This window comes from Variimorphobacter saccharofermentans (genome assembly GCF_014174405.1).
In the GTDB taxonomy this organism is placed as follows: Bacteria; Bacillota; Clostridia; order Lachnospirales; family Lachnospiraceae; genus Mobilitalea; species Mobilitalea saccharofermentans.
In genome coordinates this window covers 849,386-866,242 of sequence record NZ_JACEGA010000001.1, presented here as the reverse complement: position 1 = coordinate 866,242, position 16,857 = coordinate 849,386, and the positions used below count along the sequence as shown (strand labels likewise).

General features: G+C 39.2%; 21 protein-coding genes. 6 read left to right on the top strand and 15 right to left on the bottom strand.

Going from position 1 to position 16,857, the window contains the following annotated elements; genetic code table 11:
• Nucleotides 1-12 precede the first annotated feature (12 nt).
• Nucleotides 13-810, bottom strand: a complete 798-nt coding sequence (locus H0486_RS03890) for an ABC transporter substrate-binding protein (protein WP_228351741.1) — start codon at nt 808-810, stop codon at nt 13-15.
• Nucleotides 811-862: 52 nt separating this feature from the next.
• Here H0486_RS03890 and H0486_RS03885 point away from each other — a divergent pair, with 52 nt between their 5' ends.
• Nucleotides 863-1,645, top strand: a complete 783-nt coding sequence (locus tag H0486_RS03885; RefSeq protein WP_228351740.1) for a sensor histidine kinase — start codon at nt 863-865, stop codon at nt 1,643-1,645.
• A gap of 8 nt (nt 1,646-1,653) precedes the next feature.
• Here H0486_RS03885 and H0486_RS03880 read toward each other — a convergent pair whose 3' ends face one another.
• Nucleotides 1,654-2,847, bottom strand: coding sequence for a cation:proton antiporter (locus H0486_RS03880; RefSeq protein ID WP_228351739.1), 1,194 nt, complete (start codon nt 2,845-2,847; stop codon nt 1,654-1,656).
• 230 nt (nt 2,848-3,077) lie between these two features.
• On the opposite strand from H0486_RS03880, the gene H0486_RS03875 reads away from it, so the two are divergent.
• The gene (locus H0486_RS03875) at nt 3,078-3,743 is read left to right on the top strand and encodes a Crp/Fnr family transcriptional regulator (protein WP_228351738.1); all 666 of its coding nucleotides are present in this window, start codon (nt 3,078-3,080) and stop codon (nt 3,741-3,743) included.
• Between the two features lie 20 nt (nt 3,744-3,763).
• Here the strand turns inward: H0486_RS03875 and H0486_RS03870 are convergent, their stop codons facing one another.
• Genes H0486_RS03870 through H0486_RS03860 form a run of 3 tightly spaced genes read right to left on the bottom strand, consistent with a single transcriptional unit; the run spans nt 3,764 to nt 5,371 of the window.
• Nucleotides 3,764-4,450, bottom strand: a complete 687-nt coding sequence (locus H0486_RS03870; protein ID WP_228351737.1) for an aspartate/glutamate racemase family protein — start codon at nt 4,448-4,450, stop codon at nt 3,764-3,766.
• 24 nt (nt 4,451-4,474) lie between these two features.
• Complete coding sequence (locus H0486_RS03865; RefSeq protein ID WP_228351736.1) at nt 4,475-5,194, bottom strand: hypothetical protein; 720 nt, start codon at nt 5,192-5,194, stop codon at nt 4,475-4,477.
• Between the two features lie 27 nt (nt 5,195-5,221).
• Nucleotides 5,222-5,371, bottom strand: coding sequence for a P-loop NTPase family protein (locus tag H0486_RS03860; protein ID WP_228351735.1), 150 nt, complete (start codon nt 5,369-5,371; stop codon nt 5,222-5,224).
• Between the two features lie 322 nt (nt 5,372-5,693).
• Between H0486_RS03860 and H0486_RS03855 the strand changes: the two genes are divergently transcribed.
• The gene (locus tag H0486_RS03855) at nt 5,694-5,951 is read left to right on the top strand and encodes a hypothetical protein (RefSeq protein ID WP_228351734.1); all 258 of its coding nucleotides are present in this window, start codon (nt 5,694-5,696) and stop codon (nt 5,949-5,951) included.
• On the opposite strand, the gene H0486_RS03850 is transcribed toward H0486_RS03855, so the two are convergent.
• Nucleotides 5,948-7,273: a replication-associated recombination protein A gene (locus H0486_RS03850; RefSeq protein WP_228351733.1), complete on the bottom strand. Its 1,326-nt coding sequence runs from the start codon at nt 7,271-7,273 to the stop codon at nt 5,948-5,950. The two genes, H0486_RS03855 and H0486_RS03850, sit on opposite strands and share 4 nt — an antisense overlap.
• 64 nt (nt 7,274-7,337) lie before the next feature.
• Here H0486_RS03850 and H0486_RS03845 point away from each other — a divergent pair, with 64 nt between their 5' ends.
• Complete coding sequence (locus H0486_RS03845; protein ID WP_323163529.1) at nt 7,338-7,610, top strand: DUF4250 domain-containing protein; 273 nt, start codon at nt 7,338-7,340, stop codon at nt 7,608-7,610.
• Here the strand turns inward: H0486_RS03845 and H0486_RS03840 are convergent.
• Nucleotides 7,597-8,091: a VanZ family protein gene (locus H0486_RS03840; RefSeq protein WP_228351732.1), complete on the bottom strand. Its 495-nt coding sequence runs from the start codon at nt 8,089-8,091 to the stop codon at nt 7,597-7,599. The genes H0486_RS03845 and H0486_RS03840 overlap by 14 nt on opposite strands.
• 140 nt (nt 8,092-8,231) lie before the next feature.
• On the opposite strand from H0486_RS03840, the gene H0486_RS03835 reads away from it, so the two are divergent.
• Nucleotides 8,232-8,882, top strand: a complete 651-nt coding sequence (locus tag H0486_RS03835; protein WP_228351731.1) for a YigZ family protein — start codon at nt 8,232-8,234, stop codon at nt 8,880-8,882.
• Here H0486_RS03835 and H0486_RS03830 read toward each other — a convergent pair.
• Nucleotides 8,879-9,175 (bottom strand): DUF6514 family protein, encoded by a 297-nt coding sequence (locus H0486_RS03830; RefSeq protein ID WP_228351730.1) that lies wholly within the window; start codon nt 9,173-9,175, stop codon nt 8,879-8,881. The genes H0486_RS03835 and H0486_RS03830 overlap by 4 nt on opposite strands.
• Nucleotides 9,176-9,568: 393 nt before the next feature.
• Here H0486_RS03830 and H0486_RS03825 point away from each other — a divergent pair, with 393 nt between their 5' ends.
• Nucleotides 9,569-12,331 carry a transglycosylase domain-containing protein gene (locus H0486_RS03825; protein ID WP_228351729.1) on the top strand — a complete coding sequence of 921 codons (2,763 nt, stop codon included), beginning with the start codon at nt 9,569-9,571 and terminating at the stop codon, nt 12,329-12,331.
• Nucleotides 12,332-12,452: 121 nt separating this feature from the next.
• On the opposite strand, the gene spoVAE is transcribed toward H0486_RS03825, so the two are convergent.
• From spoVAE to spoIIAA, 7 genes are all read right to left on the bottom strand, one after another.
• Nucleotides 12,453-12,809: a stage V sporulation protein AE gene (spoVAE, locus tag H0486_RS03820; protein ID WP_228351728.1), complete on the bottom strand. Its 357-nt coding sequence runs from the start codon at nt 12,807-12,809 to the stop codon at nt 12,453-12,455.
• Nucleotides 12,810-12,843: 34 nt separating this feature from the next.
• A complete protein-coding gene (gene spoVAD / locus H0486_RS03815; RefSeq protein ID WP_228351727.1) occupies nt 12,844-13,899 on the bottom strand; it encodes a stage V sporulation protein AD in 1,056 nt (351 codons plus the stop codon).
• Nucleotides 13,900-13,934: 35 nt separating this feature from the next.
• Nucleotides 13,935-14,438: a stage V sporulation protein AC gene (gene spoVAC / locus H0486_RS03810; RefSeq protein WP_228351726.1), complete on the bottom strand. Its 504-nt coding sequence runs from the start codon at nt 14,436-14,438 to the stop codon at nt 13,935-13,937.
• 87 nt (nt 14,439-14,525) lie between these two features.
• Nucleotides 14,526-14,675 carry a hypothetical protein gene (locus H0486_RS03805; RefSeq protein ID WP_228351725.1) on the bottom strand — a complete coding sequence of 50 codons (150 nt, stop codon included), beginning with the start codon at nt 14,673-14,675 and terminating at the stop codon, nt 14,526-14,528.
• 277 nt (nt 14,676-14,952) lie between these two features.
• On the bottom strand, nt 14,953-15,675 hold the full coding sequence (gene sigF, locus H0486_RS03800; protein WP_228351724.1) for an RNA polymerase sporulation sigma factor SigF: 723 nt from the start codon (nt 15,673-15,675) through the stop codon (nt 14,953-14,955).
• Between the two features lie 47 nt (nt 15,676-15,722).
• A complete protein-coding gene (gene spoIIAB, locus H0486_RS03795) occupies nt 15,723-16,193 on the bottom strand; it encodes an anti-sigma F factor (RefSeq protein ID WP_228351723.1) in 471 nt (156 codons plus the stop codon).
• Between the two features lie 41 nt (nt 16,194-16,234).
• Nucleotides 16,235-16,627 (bottom strand): anti-sigma F factor antagonist, encoded by a 393-nt coding sequence (spoIIAA, locus tag H0486_RS03790; protein WP_228351722.1) that lies wholly within the window; start codon nt 16,625-16,627, stop codon nt 16,235-16,237.
• Between the last annotated feature and the right edge of the window lie 230 nt (nt 16,628-16,857).

The window sequence follows — 16,857 nt, the reverse complement described above, 5'->3', positions numbered from 1 at the left end:
TGGTTACCTGAGCTACCGTAACAGAAGCTGCTGCTCAAATACTAACATAGCCCAATGTCCAACGTAAATTCCTTGCGAAGAATTCATAACCATAGGCTTAATGTCCCCGGCTGCTTGTATATTTTGGGCAATTTTGCTTATATTCTGTAAGAACCTTTCGAAATTCTCCTCATTGATTTCTCCGTTGGCATTGATCACATCGCCATAATTGAGAAGTAACATCCATGCGGACAGAGATCGATAATCACACTTTCCGAATAACGGAACCTCTGTATTCTCCTCGGAGAACCTTGCTAAATCCTCCAGAGATTTCGATGCATTTACTGCCTCTGAAGAACCGTATATGATTGGTACCCTAAAGCGTAACGGCATGGTATAGATCTTTCCGTCTTTCACATAGTTTTCCGCAATATTTTTCATTAGCACATCTGCCTCTATTTGGGGTAGTAAAACATCCTCCATATCTTCCAGTACGCCTTTTTCTATATAGGATTCTATCGGTAATCCATCTAATATCAGAATGTCTGCTCCTTTACCGGCAAGTAGCTCGGTATTCAATGCTTCTACATAATCTGATATGGACAGTGTCTCATTCGGATTTTTTACACCATATGTGTAAATAACATTCTGATTATTATTTGCAACCCGGAAATTAATGTAAATATCAGGATTTTGCTTTTGATATGCTACAATGGCCTGACGAATGGTATTGCTATCATTGAGAGCAAATATCGTAAGCTCCTTGGCGGGAATGGAGCTTACAGACTTATCAAACCAGTAATGTTTTAAATAAATCTGCTTCCCCTCCATAACTTCACAATAATAATCATCTTCGGAACCAATGAGAAATTTTCGCAGTGTTATGGAGGGTTTACTTAGACTGTTTTGTCTTCCATCAACTGGTATTGCTGCCTTATTCTTTGTCAGTGTCCTATTTGTTACGAATATGCTTAAGCCAATAAAGGAAAGTCAAGAGAAACAGAGTCGTTTTATAGCTGCTGCTTCCCATGAGCTGCGTTCTCCACTCTCCGTGATCTGTGCCAACAACTCAGCAATTGCTTCAGTTACTAATGATTCGCAGAAATTCATTGAGGGAATTGACAAGGAATGTAAACGTATGGCTCGGTTAATCAATGATATGCTAATCCTTGCTTCCGCCGATGCGAAGTCATGGGAAATAAAAAAAGAGCCAGTAGAAACTGACACTCTTCTCATAGAAACCTATGAAGCCTTTCTCCCTCTCTGCCTCCAGAAGGATCATTCCCTATCCTTGGAGCTTCCGGAAGAAGCACTTCCTGCTATAATCAGCGACAAAGAACGGCTAAAACAGGTTTTACTAATTCTCCTTGATAACGCCTTGGCTTATTCACCAAATAACAAGGATATCATTCTTCGCAGTTACACCAATAATCACTTCCTATATCTTGAGGTGCAGGATCACGGTGTAGGGATTGCTGATAAGGATAAGAAGCTTATTTTCGATCGTTTTTACCGGATTGATCCATCCCGTAATGAAAAGCAGCATTTCGGACTGGGACTTAGCATTGCGAAGGAAATCATCCAACTCCTTGGTGGAAAGCTTACCGTTCGTGATACCGAAGGAGGCGGCGCCACCTTCAGTATCCGAATCCATATTCCGTCATAAGAAACAATCTATGCATTACCTTCCATATTAGCTTCAGGTTTTGATCGATAAAGCAGCTTCATAATAATTGGAGTGATTATAGACGATACCATGATTAATAAAATAACCGGAGTAAAGAATTCCCCACTCAGCAATCCTACCGCAAGTCCTTTCTGGGACACAATTAGCGCCACTTCTCCTCTTGTCATCATTCCGACTCCAATTTTCAGTGAATCAATACCATTAAATCTGCATAGTTTTGCCATGATACCGCAACCAATTATTTTACAGATTAATGCTACCAGTACAAAACCAATGGAGAAAAGGATTAGGGATGGCGTAAAATTCTGTATGGAAGTTTTTAATCCGATACTTGTAAAGAAAATCGGGCCGAAGATAATATAAGAGCTGATGTCCATCTTTTCTGCGATATAGTCAGATTCCTGTATACTACATAAAATAATACCAGCCAAATAAGCACCTGTGATATCTGCTATTCCAAAGTATTTTTCTGCTATATAAGCTAATCCAAAGCAAAGTACTAAGCCAAAGATTGGAATTCTCCTAGTATGTGGATATTTTTTGGATAAATACTTAAATATATAGAAAAATACTATTCCTACCACGATACTAAATGCAAAAAACAAAACTGTATTCACTATAACGGATATCGGTTTCACAGATGGATTTTTAAACCCAATGACAAATGTCAATACAATAATACCGATTACATCATCAATAATCGCAGCACTTAATATTGTCGTTCCCACTCGTCCCTTTAAACGACCGAGTTCTCTTAACGTCTGAACGGTTATACTGACTGAGGTTGCAGTCATTATAACTCCGGTAAACACAGCCCTGTAAAATTCATCCGAACTTGCCGGAGCAAATCCATAAAATACCGAATACAGTAAATAACCTCCTACAAGAGGAACTGCAACACCTGCGCAGGCAACAGCAAATGCAATGGGACCCGTCTTTAAAAGCTCCTTCAGGTTCGTCTCCAAGCCAGCCAGAAACATCAGTAAAACCACACCAATTTCCGCCATCTGTATTATAAAATCACTTTGATCCACTAGCCCTAATACACTGGGTCCCAAGATTAAACCAGCTATAATTTCTCCTACAACCTGTGGTGCCTTAAGTTTTCTAGCCAGCATACCAAAGCCCTTTGCAGCAACAATGATTAATGCTAAATTCTTGAAAATTACAAACGATTCCATGATAAAACTCCTTTGTTTAATAATACTCATTCAATTTTTGCCTTACTCATTATAGCAAATCAAATATATTCGTATGTTGCAATTGCAACACAAAAGGAATAAACTATATTTTATATCCACTAATATTCATTGAGTTACTATATTGCTGACTTTTGACACCATAATCACAAATATAAATATAACACAATTCATAGAAATATGAGTTTCTTGCGGTTGAATGGAGTATTATTATGAAAGATATATTAGAAAATCATCCATTATTTAAAGGAATTAATAAAACAGAACTGGAGAAGCTTTTAAAATGCCTATCCTTAATAAAGAAATCTTATAAAAAAGATGAATATATTATCCATGAAGGTAATCAGATCAACTTTATCGGCCTAATAATATCCGGAAGGATCTTCATGGAAAAGGAAGATTATGCTGGTAATATCTATTTTTATACGGAGATTCATCAAGATAATTTATTCGGTGAGGTATTTATCTGTCCTCACATCCAGAGCAGCACAGTAAATTACCGCGCCGCTACTGATTGTACCGTCTTGTTTATCAAGTACGACAACATATTACACCTATGCAAGAACAATTGCAGATACCATCAAAGGCTGAATGAGAATTTGGTTAATCTGTTAGCCTATAAATGCCGTTCTCTGATGGACAAGATTGAAATTATATCGAAAAAGACCATACGTGAGCGTATTCTCGCTTATCTATTGCAGTTATCTGTTGAACAATCGAATCCCAGACAAGTGACCTCACCCTTCAATCACAAGGAAATGGCAAGCTTTCTCTGTGTTAACCGCAGCTCCATGTTAAGGGAGCTTCATAAAATGAAGGAAGAGCATTTACTTGATTTTAAGAGAAATATGTTTCACTTATACTTTCAGAAAAGATAATTATTGTGATACATTCATCGCTATAAAGCCACATTTACCGCTTCTATCGCATGTATTCTGGTAGTATCAAAGAGAGGAATTTCTGTTTCTTCCTGCTTTACCAGTAAGCCAATTTCGGTACAACCCAGTATAATTCCCTGTGCTCCTCTCTCCGACAGACGTCTAATTATTTGATGGTATATTTCTTTGGAGGCAGGTTCAATCTTACCTAGGCAAAGCTCCTCATAGATAACTTTATTCACAAACTCCCTCTCGGAGGAGTCCGGTATCAACACGGTAAGGCCACTCTCCTCCAATTTTGATTTATAGAAATCCTGTTCCATTGTATACTTTGTACCTAATAATCCAATGGTATGAAGCTTCTCCTTCTTTATACAATCCGCTGTTGCTTTCGCAATGTGTAAAACCGGAATTCTTACTGCATCCTCGATATATTTCACGACCTTATGCATGGTATTGGTACAGATCAGAATAAAGTCTGCTCCCCCTCGTTCCAGAGACTTAGCAGCCTCTCCCAGTATCCTTCCCGACTTTTCCCATTCTCCTGATGCCTGACAACGTTCAATTTCATCGAAATCCACACTATATAATAAACATTTTGCGGAGTGCAGCCCACCGCATCTCGTTTTTACCACTTCGTTGATAATCTTATAATACTCCACTGTAGATTCCCAGCTCATTCCGCCGATTAATCCTATTGTTTTCATTCGTATCCTCCATTCTATGGCAAACTAATATTTCACTTTATATAATAGAAACATCTGCAACAAAATATATAATATGATATATACACATCCGTATATAACCGGTATCAGCATATTGCTCAGGCTAAAATACTCTAGCCCGTTAAATTTCTCAAGGATATCATACACCGGGGGAAATACCCAAATCACAAGCTTTGCCACAGGAAAATTGGATTTAATAATACCGATTGTATAACCGATTAATGCTACGGATCCCGCTGCCAATACAGCAAGCTTACGATTTTTTATAATTCGGGGATGAGCCAATGCTCCTACCATTGCACCAAGTACTGCAATTAGAAAATGCAATAACACCGCGCCTAATACATCGGAGTAAATAATTTCTCGCTTAAACAGCGAACCACGAAGCAATATATTTTGAATTACAGGAACGGCAACACTGATCAGGCTCATCATCAGGCTGATTCCTATCAAAAATATTATTTTACTTATATTATACCAATGTATGGAGGAAAGCTTTAAGATCATAATCTGTTCTGTAATCGGATCCTCCAGATCCATGTAACTAAACCCTAACCAGGACGTAATAAATAGCAGAACTCCGGCAGACATTACGATATTAGGTAAATATTCCAAGGGCTTTTGCGAATACCCTATTCTTAAAAAGACGAGCCATAATAATAATGGCATGACCAATTTATTCGACTTCAGATATATTCTTGTATGGTATTTTAGTAATTCTTTCATTCCAGTTTACCCTTCATTTCTCTAAGCTTATAGCCTTCTTTTGCTTTTACCTGTACCGTTATTTCCGAGTAATGCTATGGATTGCCCTTCCTCTATCACCAGATCAATATTATTCAATATTTTCTTGTTGCCATAGCTTTTAGATAATTGTTTTATACAAATCAATTCCTTGCTCATGCTTTTTCTCCGATATAAACCTTGTCTTAGTTATGATAAAATACATTTATAAATTGCAATAGATAAATAATAATACATATTCTGGTAGACATCAACTGTTATTGATGAATTGTGAGACTAGTCTGTATTATAGACTATTTCAAGCAAGGATTTCTATTTATTTACAACGAAAAGAATAACTAAGAAAGTGGTATTTATTACCGAAGAGACAAAACCTAACACACTACCACAATAAAGACTGCCGGTTGCTTTTTCGCCTTTTCTTTACTATAATGATAAATAATAACACATGCGTATTACCTGCATTAAGAAAGGATCTTATATGAAAAATGTAAAACGTATTGCTTCTATCATAGGACTTATCCTTCTTGTCTCTATGTATATAATTTCTCTCATAGCGGCTATCTTTGCCAGCGAGAAAGCACCGGGCTTCTTCCTGGCCAGTGTATTCTGTACCATTGTAATACCGATTATGATATACTCTTTCATCGCAGTGTATCAATATGTACACCGTGATGATAAGAAGCCGGCGGAAGAAGAATCATCATCCAATGATAATGAAGAGGAGCAATCCAACTAGGACTGCTCCCCTTTTATTTTCTTAAAATACTCTTGGATTATCTTTTCATATCCGTTATCCGATGGCCGGTAAAATATCCGGTCTTTTATTTCATCGGGAAGATATTGCTGCTTTACATAGTGATTTTCATAATCATGTGCATACATATATCCCAGCCCATGTCCTAAATTAGCCGCTCCTTTATAATGTGCATCCATAAGATAGGAGGGTATCGTCGCTGTTTTTTCATTTTCTACGACCTTAGTCGCTTCATCAATCGCACAGATAGCGGAATTACTCTTAGGCGCACACGCCACATAGGCTGCTGCCTGAGCCAATACTATTCTGGCTTCCGGCATACCTAAACGTTCTACTGCCAGGGCTGCTGAGGTTGCAACTACTAACGCATTGGGATCTGCATTGGATACATCCTCTGCCGCACAGATCATGATTCTTCTGGCTATAAACGCCACCTCTTCCCCTGCATACAGCATTCTGGCCAGATAATAAATCGCTGCATCCGGATCCGAACCTCGCATGCTTTTGATAAACGCGGATATGGTATCATAATGATTATCCCCTTGCTTATCATACTTTAATACCCGTTTTTGAATGCACTCAGAGGAAACCTCCAGAGTGATATGAATCTTGCCATCCTCAGACCGCTCCGTCGTCAATACCCCAATCTCTATCGCATTTAATGCAGCTCTCGCATCTCCATTGGCAATATCAGCAAGAAATTCCAACGCATCGTCTTCTATCACAGCCTTATATGCTCCCATCCCCTTTTCCTGATCATTGATGGCTCTTGTTATGAGAGTTTTGATATCCTCCTTATCAAGAGGTTTTAATTCGAAAATGATGGATCTGGATATAAGCGCGGAATTCACTTCAAAATAAGGGTTCTCTGTTGTAGCTCCGATGAGTATCACGGTACCGTCTTCTACAAAGGGTAACAGATAATCCTGCTGTCCTTTATTAAAACGATGAATCTCATCGATAAACAGAATGGTCTTCTTACCATACATTCCGAGATTATTCTTCGCTTCCTCAATAACAGCCTCCATATCCTTTTTCCCGGCTGAGGTCGCATTAATCTGAGTAAACAGGGAACTGGTAGTATTGGCAATCACCTTTGCCAGAGTGGTTTTTCCGGTTCCTGGTGGTCCGTAAAATAAGATAGAGCTTAACTTATCTGCCTTAATAGCCCGATATAGTAATTTATCCTTCCCAATAATATGCCGCTGTCCCACTACTTCATCCAGTGTAGACGGTCGTAGTCTTGAGGCCAATGGAGCCTCCTTTTTCATAGTATTACTTCTCATATAATCAAATAAGTCCATAACAACCTCCATATCAATAGAATCTCTCACGGTACCTCTTGAAAATTAACACGGAATATGCATAATGTATAGATATGATATTTCTACATGGAAATCAAAGCTGATCAGCCAAACATCAACTTCAATCATTAATACACCGAAACGGAGTAAGGAAATGCAAATACCCAAGGATCCATATATCTTACTAAGCTTTATAAATACGAAATTACGCGACGAGTTTCACACACTGGAGGATCTCTGTCTCAGTTTAAATATTGATCGCAAGCACTTGGAAAAAACTCTATCATCGATTGATTATACCTATGTAAGTAGTAAAAACCAGTTCACTTCACAGTAGCTGTACTTTTATTCTTGCGAATTCGTGCAATTAGTGTTATTGCATAATAAAAAAGAAGAGTTCCCGTAACTGCTCCGGCCGTATCCAGTATTACATCACGGATTTGCCCCCCTCTTCCGGGAACCATTGTCTGATGAAACTCATCAGAAGCAGCATATAGGGCGGATAATAAGACTGATACAAGAATGAGACGAGTTTTATTGCTCCGGATTACTGACATATGGAATGCAATTGTCATAGCCAACAGAGCATATTCCATAAAGTGAGCGGTCTTTCTGACATAATGATTTGTCGCAGCCAGAATACTGCTTCTCGCATCCGCCTGAAGAGTATTATCCGTTATTGTTTCATATAGGTTAAGCAGTTCCTCCGCAATAGATGCACTGCTCTCATTTGATATGGTTACTGGTCTTGAGGAGAAGTAAAATATGATAACCATCATAAAAAAAGCAGGTAGCCAGGATATATATTTTAGTTTCATACATGCCTCCAACTCGAGCTCTGCCCGTATGCTTGCAAGTAAAACTTGCTGCATGCTCACTACGATTTATTATACTTATGATATCATAGTCTTATGACGAATAGCAACTATGGTATTGTGTGGAAGGGAGAAACCGAACCATGAAAGAAGCTTTTCACACCATCTTTGAAGGTGGTGTCGGGGAATTCGAAATGAAAAAATCGCGTTTTATTGCAACAGTACGCCCTGTTGAAACCGAGGAAGCAGCGATCGATGTGATTGAGACCTTAAAGAAAAAATATTGGGATGCAAGCCATAATTGCTCCGCTTATATTATTGGTACGGAAAATCCTATTATGCGATGCTCCGATGATGGAGAACCAAGCAAAACTGCTGGTCGACCCATGCTGGATGTATTACTTGCCCATGAGCTTACGAATCTTGTTGTCGTAGTGACACGCTATTTTGGCGGAACTCTGTTAGGTACCGGTGGTTTAGTGAAGGCTTATCAGTCTGCCACTCTGGAAGGCCTGAAAAACAGCATCGTTATTAAGAAGGAACTGGGTGTACAGTTGCAGGTGGTAACTGATTACACTCTGATTGGGAAAATCCAATATCTAATCGGCACGGAGAAAATAACACAGCTATCCTCTGAATTTACCGACATTGTCACCTTAACCCTACTGATTCCTCCCTCCCGATTATCGGAAATCAGCAAAAAAATAGCTGAACTCACGAATGGCTCAGCTATTCTTAATGAAATTGACGAGGTGTATTTCTCGCTTATTAATGGTGAGGCCTATGTATTTTAATACACCAGTTCTTCCTGTGTAATCAGATCATCTACGATTTCAATCATAGACATAGGTGTAACCTCAAATTCACACAGTTTTTTAATAATTGATACCACGGTCTCCTTCGAAGTAGAAACCCCCAATTCCTCCTCCGATTCAACCAGATCATCCAGATGCTTTACTATTCTTATACCATAATAAGGCACCCCTTGTTCTTCTGTCACCTGTTCTGTTAAGCAGTAGTCCAGTTTCATAATTCTCTCATCTTCAAGAATCACATCATTGCTACACAATAACTTTAATTCCTTCATTCTTACTACCCCCATAAATTATAATAAAAACAGAAAATAACTGACAATTCTCATTATACACAGGAAATATGTAATGATAAAGAGAATTTAAGCGCATCTTTTTATCGTGTTCGTTATATTTCGACACATCTTCACGATTCGTGAGCTAAAATTTCCGAAAAATTTACGAAATATGTTTATTTCTGTATTATATATACATTTGTTTTTTCAAAAAACAAAAAAGTATAAGCTTCTCTTCCAATCGTTTTATTCTGTAGTAGTGTTCCAAAACAGTCAAATTGGAAGAGCTTAACAGCTACGGACAATTTTTTTCTTTATTTCATTGGCTAATTTTGATATAATAGTAATTGAGCGAATTATTGAGACTGCTATTAGGCAAGTTTGGAGGCAATTATGAATTATAGTAAGAAAGGAATTGAAAATAAGCAAAATTATATAAAATCGACTTCAAGAAGGCTCATATCCAAAACGCGAATAACCCTGTTCCGTTTAGGTATTGTGAGTGTTGTTGTAGCAGCTATTGTGGCTTCTTTCGCAGGTTATGGTTTTGTTAAGGGATTAGTTGATAATGCACCTGACATATCTGAAATTGACGTAATTCCTACTGGTTTCACAACAACCATATACGATAAAGAAGGGAATGAAATTGAGACCCTGGTTGGTGCTCATGCGAATCGTGTTTACGTTACCCTGGACGAATTGCCGGATTATGTTAAGGATGCTTTTATTGCGATTGAAGATGAGCGTTTTTATGAACATGATGGAATTGATGTCAGAGGTATCCTAAGAGCTGCCGTACAGGGACTTAAGACCGGTGACTTCAGCGAAGGTGCAAGTACCATAACCCAACAGCTGCTAAAGAATCAGGTGTTTGAGGGTGGACTTGAGACTGAATTTATCGACAAGGTCGAACGAAAGATCCAGGAGCAGTATCTTGCAATACAGCTGGAAAACAAACTGGAGAAGGATACGATTCTTGAATACTATCTCAATACCATCAATCTAGGAGCTGGTACCTACGGTGTGCAAACAGCAGCAAAGCGGTATTTCAACAAGGATGCAAAGGATCTTAATCTATCCGAAGCTGCTACCATTGCAGCCATTACACAGCGCCCTGTCTATCTTAATCCGATTAATTTTCCTGAAGACAATGCAAAAAGGCGAGCGGAAATATTAAAGGAAATGCTGGAGCAGGAAAGAATCACTCAAAGTGAATATGATGAAGCCGTTGCTGACAGCAAGGATGTTTACACAAGAATACAATCCGTTGATGAGGAGCAGGATGCTACATCCTATTACAGCTACTTTGTTGATGAATTGATTGAACAGGTGATGGAGGATTTACAATCCGAGCTTGGATATACCCAAAATCAGGCTTCCACCTTGTTATACAGCGGTGGCTTACAAATATATACCACTCAGGATCCACTAATTCAGAAAATATGCGATGACGTATATTCCGATGAGAGCAACTTTCCTGAGATGGGTACTTCCTTCTGGGAATTAACCTATGCTCTATCCATTCAGAAGAATGACAAGGACAAGACCACCATTCATTATCATGGTAATGATTTATTAGAGTACTATAAGGACTACCCCGATCCCGATGGTCTGTATGTGGATGATAAGGGAAGCAAATTCTCATTATTATTTACGGATAAGAAGGATATGCAGAAAAAAATCGATGCCTTCCGGGAATCAGTCGTAGAGGAAGGCGATGTGATTCTTGGCGAAAAGGTAACCATGACCATCCAGCCACAGTCCTCATTCGTTGTAATGGATCAGCATACTGGAGAGGTTGCCGCCATAATAGGCGGTCGTGGTAAGAAAAGCGGAAATCGTACCTTAAACCGTGCCACCAATACCTTCCGTCAACCCGGTTCCACCTTTAAGATACTTTCCACCTATCTGCCTGCCCTTGACACTGTTGGATTAACCTTAGCCAGTGTTCAGGATGATGTTGGGCCTTATTACTATCCTGGGACCAAGACACAGGTAAATAACTGGACCTCATCCAGCAAATATGATGGACTTACCACCCTGCGTAGAGGTATCTATAATTCCATGAATATTGTGACGGTGAAAACCTTTGAACAGGTTACACCACAGCTTGGATATGATTATCTCCTGAAGCTTGGATTTACCTCCTTGGTAGATTCCAGAAAAGAAGAGAATGGTGATATCGTATCCGATATCAATTATCCTATGGCGCTCGGTGGTTTAACGGATGGTGTCAGCAATCTGGAAATTACTGCAGCCTATGCTGCAATTGCTAATAAAGGGGTCTATACAGAACCAATCTTCTATACGAAGATCTTAGATCACGACGGTAAAGTCCTACTTCGTAATAAACCGAAGCAGGAACAGGTAATGAAGGAGTCCACAGCATGGCTTTTAACAAACGCCATGGAGGATGTAGTAAAGATCGGTACTGGTAAAGCTGCCAGATTAAATGCCATAGATATGCCGGTAGCAGGTAAGACAGGTTCTACCTCTAACTATAATGACCTGTGGTTCTGTGGATATTCTCCATATTATACTGCTTCCGTATGGTCCGGCTTTGATAATAACCGTCCGCAGACAGAACGTAACTACCATAAGAAGATCTGGCGTATGATTATGGAGCAGATTCATATTGAGAAAAATCTAGAGACCGTATCCTTTACAAAACCGGATTCCGTTGTCTCTGCGAGAATTTGTACCAAATCAGGAAAGCTTGCCGTTGAGGGCTTATGTGATCATTATCTAGGAGGAAATACCACAAGGGTAGAGTACTTTGCCAAAGGTACTGTTCCAACAGAAAAATGTGATATGCATGTAAAAGCTACGGTATGTGAGAAGTCCAAAAAACTTGCCACAGAATTCTGTCCTGAAGACTCTGTAAAAGAAAGTGTATTTCTGAATAAGGAGGAGACAGGTAAAACAGCGGATACTCCATATCTACTACCCAGTGATTCCTGTAAGGTTCATACTGAGGGTGCTGCTTTCGAGGAAGATCCCGGATTCTTGGACGATGAGTATGAAGATGAAGAACCCCAGGAAGAATATGAGGATGAGCAGGGTCAGGAGACGAATGATCCCGATCCTGTTGTTCCTGATGAGGAACCAGATACAGATATTATCGAGGATATTACAGATTTCTTAAATCCACAATAATGAACCAAAACTATATTTAATAAAGAGATACATGAAAGGAAACGTAATGGACATGGAAGGATGAATACATTCCATGTCCATTGCGTTTCCTTTGTATATCCATCCCTCTCTGGGATGCTTACTAAGATTTCATTTTAGCATTAAAGAACCAGGAAGCAATATAGCTAAAAATTAATGCTGCTGATATTCCTACTGCTGAGGAGGTAAAGCCACCTTTAAATATACCGATAAAGCCCTCCTTATCCACTGCTTCCTTTACCCCCTTAAATAATATATTACCAAACCCGGTCAGCGGTACACCAGCTCCGGCTCCGGCCCACTTGGCAAATGGCTCATAAATACCAATTGCACCTAGTAATGCACCGGTGCATACCAAAATCACCATAACCCGGCCTGGCATCAATTTTGTATTGTCCAGTAAGATCTGTACTACGGCACATATTGCACCGCCTACGAAAAAAGCAATTACATAATCCATAAAGCACCTCCTCTCAGTGAATGACCAGTAATCCCTACTCTGCCTCTACCATTACTGCATGGGCTATACCTGGTACAGTCTGTCCTTCATTGAAACTGGTCTGAGATAATAATGCTCCTGTCGGTACAAATAATACTCTCTTCCAGTTCCGATCCTTAAGCTGCTTCAGAATATAGCTTGTGAAGGTAACTGCAGAACATCCGCAGCCACTTCCACCTGCGTGGGTATCCTGACTATCCTTATCAAACATTTCAATACCACAATCCATATAATTATTACTAATATCATAGTTCTTCTCTTTTAGCAGATCGATTAATATATTCTTCCCTACATAACCCAAGTCTCCCGTTATGATACGGTCATAATAGGAAGGCTCTATCTGGAAATCCTCGAAATTCTGTCTTATTGTATCAAATGCCGATGGGGCCATTGCCGCTCCCATGTTCATAGAATCCTCAATTCCAAAATCCACGATTTTACCTGTCGTTATTCCCTTAATCAGAATTGCAGGTTCTGAAGGTGACAGCTTTGCCTGATCCCTTGTGGCTATAATTACCGCACCACTGCCAGTTACTGTCCAGGAAGCGGAATAGGGTCTTTGATTCCCATAATCAAGCGGAAACCGGAATTGCTTTTCCGCTCCTGCAAAATGGCTGGATGTAATAGATAATACCTTATCCGCAAAGCCTCCATCTACCAGCATTGCACCAATTGACATAGCTTCTCCCATGGTGGAACAGGCTCCATAGATTCCCAGCAGAGGAATACTGAGTTCCGCAACTCCAAAGGAGGTTGCGATTAATTGTCCCAACAAATCTCCTCCTATCAGATAGCGGATATCTTCTTTCTTTAAGCCAGCTTTCTCAAGGACCTTCATAGCTGCTTGCTTCATTAACTCACTTTCTGCTTCTTCCCAGCTATTCTTTCCGAACATCGGATCCTGCTGGACAACATCAAACAGCTTGCCCAACGGCCCCTCTCCTTCTTTCTTGCCAGCAACGGAGGCCGCAGCTATGATACAAGGAGGATTCTGAAAAGCAATACTCTGTTTACCTATCATTTTCGATTGATTATTTCTATTCTGCGACATTATTACATCTCCTTATCTTCCTTTCGTATAGGCAGTCAAACTACTCCGAACTGCTTCAGCAGATAATAAATTAAACCGAGTAACCAGGTAGAGAATATTCCATATAAAATAACCGGACCCGCAATGGTAAAAATCTTACATCCGATACCAAAAACCTGGCCTTCCTTTTTATACTCAACTGCTGGCGCTGCCACTGAATTCGCAAAGCCTGTTATCGGGACCAAGGTACCCGCACCACCAAACTTGGCTATTTTCTGGTAAATACCAAGACCGGTCAGTAGAACCGATAAAAAAACCAGCGTTAATGTATTGTATGACTTTGCTAACTCCTCATCCGCACCTAAGTACATATAATAATTCGTAAAGCCTTGTCCGATTGTGCAGATAATTCCGCCAACAACAAATGCTTTTATTGTATTTTTTGCAATGCTGAACTTCGGAGTAATCTCCTTGACATATTGATTGTAATTCTGATTTCTTTTCTGCACATCCTGCTCATTTACTACATTGGAAACGGAACTTCTTTTTTGATTACTCATATCAATTATCATGCCTCCTAATATGTCTGAATTACATGAACGACATTCCCTATCTTCTATAGAATACTTACCGTTCGTCTACCAAGGTTATATTAAATTAGGGAATTCCAGGTTAACCAGAGTTCCATCATACTCTGTTACCTGATTGCCGGTAAAGTATCCTACACATAAGACAATCAATACAGCCGCCAAAATAATGCATGCTGAAATCCAAAAATACTTCTTTTTAATTCTCATTCGAAATCACCTGCCCATTAAAAAAGAGCCGTTGCAAAATGAAACTTAAGGGATCATAGCTTACACTAATCCCTTCAAATACATTATGCAACAGCCCCTCCTTACTTATATTATCTTCATAATTTATCCTGATAATATTATGTGAAAAGGGATATTTACTATACTGGTAATATCTTCTTGTTATAAAATCAGGGTGTCAAAAGTCTATATAAATTAATAGTTGGCTTTTGACATCCTAATCTATAATTAAAAAATGAAAATATGCTGGTAAATATCTTTATGCTCCCAACCGCTCACGCATGATCTTCAGAATTCTTTTTTCCATGCGGGAGACTTGAACCTGGGATATTCCGAGTTCTTTCGCAATGTCGGTCTGTGTTCTATCTTTAAAGTATCTAAGCCGGATGATTTCCTGTTCCTTCTCATCTAAGGAAGCAATAATTTCCCTCAAAGCCAGCTTGTCCACTAAATTTTCGCTTTCATCTTTGGATTCTGTTAACTTATCTATTAAGTAAATCGGACTTCCATCTCCCTGATAGATTGTTTTATAGAGAGATTCTACTTCAGTTGATGTTTCAAGTGCCATAATAATTTCATCTTTATCAATGCATAGCTCTTCTTCAATTTCCTCTATGGTAGGTTCCCTTCCATATTTATTACTGAATTTTTCCCGCTCCATTCGTATCTTTGTCGCCGTTTCCTTAAGAGAACGACTTACCTTTATCATCCCATCATCCCGTAAGAACCGCTTAATCTCACCGGTAATCATCGGTACGGCATAGGTTGAAAATTTAACCTCATAGGAAGAATCAAATTTATCAATTGCCTTTATCAAACCAATGCTTCCGATTTGAAATAAATCCTCCATCTCATGCCCTCGATTTGCGAATCTTCTGACGATACTCCAAACTAAGCCTACATTGTCAGTAACAACACGGTCTCTGGCTTCCTTGTCTCCTTCCTTTGATCGTTTAATCAACTCAAGCGTATCCACATTCATCCTCACTTCCTTCCATCCATCGAAACCATGAACACTGCTTATTCCTATCACGCATTTTGCTTTGCTTCTTTTAAGATTTCTTGAACTCTTCCTGCTTTTCCAACCCTCTTTTTCATTTTCACTGTGGTTCCTTTTCCCATTGCGGATTCCACCTCAAGCTCATCCATAAATGCTTCCATAAAGGAAAATCCCATACCGGAACGCTCTAATTCCGGCCGTGTTGTATATAGCGGTTCCATGGCCTTTTCGATATTTTCAATACCGACACCCTCATCGCTGATCTCAATGGTGATTTCATTCTGATTCAGGGCGCAACGCATTTTAATAATCCCCTGACAATCCGAATATCCATGGATAATACAATTCGTAACTGCCTCTGATACCGCTGTCTTTATATCCGCCAGCTCTTCGATGGTCGGGTCAAGCTGTGCAGCAAACGCTGCGACTACAGTTCGTGCAAAGCTCTCGTTTTGCGATTGGCTTTGAAACTCTAATATCATTTCATTCTTATTATTCATTTTGTTACTTATCCCCTTTCCTTTCCTGTCACATACATTCCTTATGCCTTTTGTATAATGTTCAATGCTGTTTCAACGGTATCATATTTTTCAATAATCTTATATAAACCGGACAATCGAAAAATTCTATCGATTGTATTGTTTACGTTGGCTACCGCCGTCTTACCGCCTATAAAAATGACTTTTCTGTACCTTCCCATAATTACTCCTATTCCTGCACTATCCATGAAGCTCGCACCTGAAAAATCAAAAATGATATGCTTGATATTATTTCGATCAATTAATTTATCTGCTTTTTCCCGGATAGCGATTGCATTATGGTGATCCAATTCTTCCTTCAGCTTTATTACAAGACATCTTTGGTATATTTCATAGGTGGTACCCCCATCACCCTCCTTTGTAATGTGTTTGTTCTGTCTTTTTGCATCTTGCATTATTATCCCTCCTGATTTACTCCTGATGCTATTGTCGTAATTTGATTTCTCCATATCATCATTTCCAGTATCTACTTCCTCCTTCGATATCCATAAATTTACATCTGATTTTGGCAATGAAAAAAAGACCTTCAATGGAACAGATTAACCCGTTCACCATAAACGTCTTTTCTTCAGTATCTTCTTATCCTATGTAGTTTTCTCAAGGTAACATAACAGCTACCATTGCT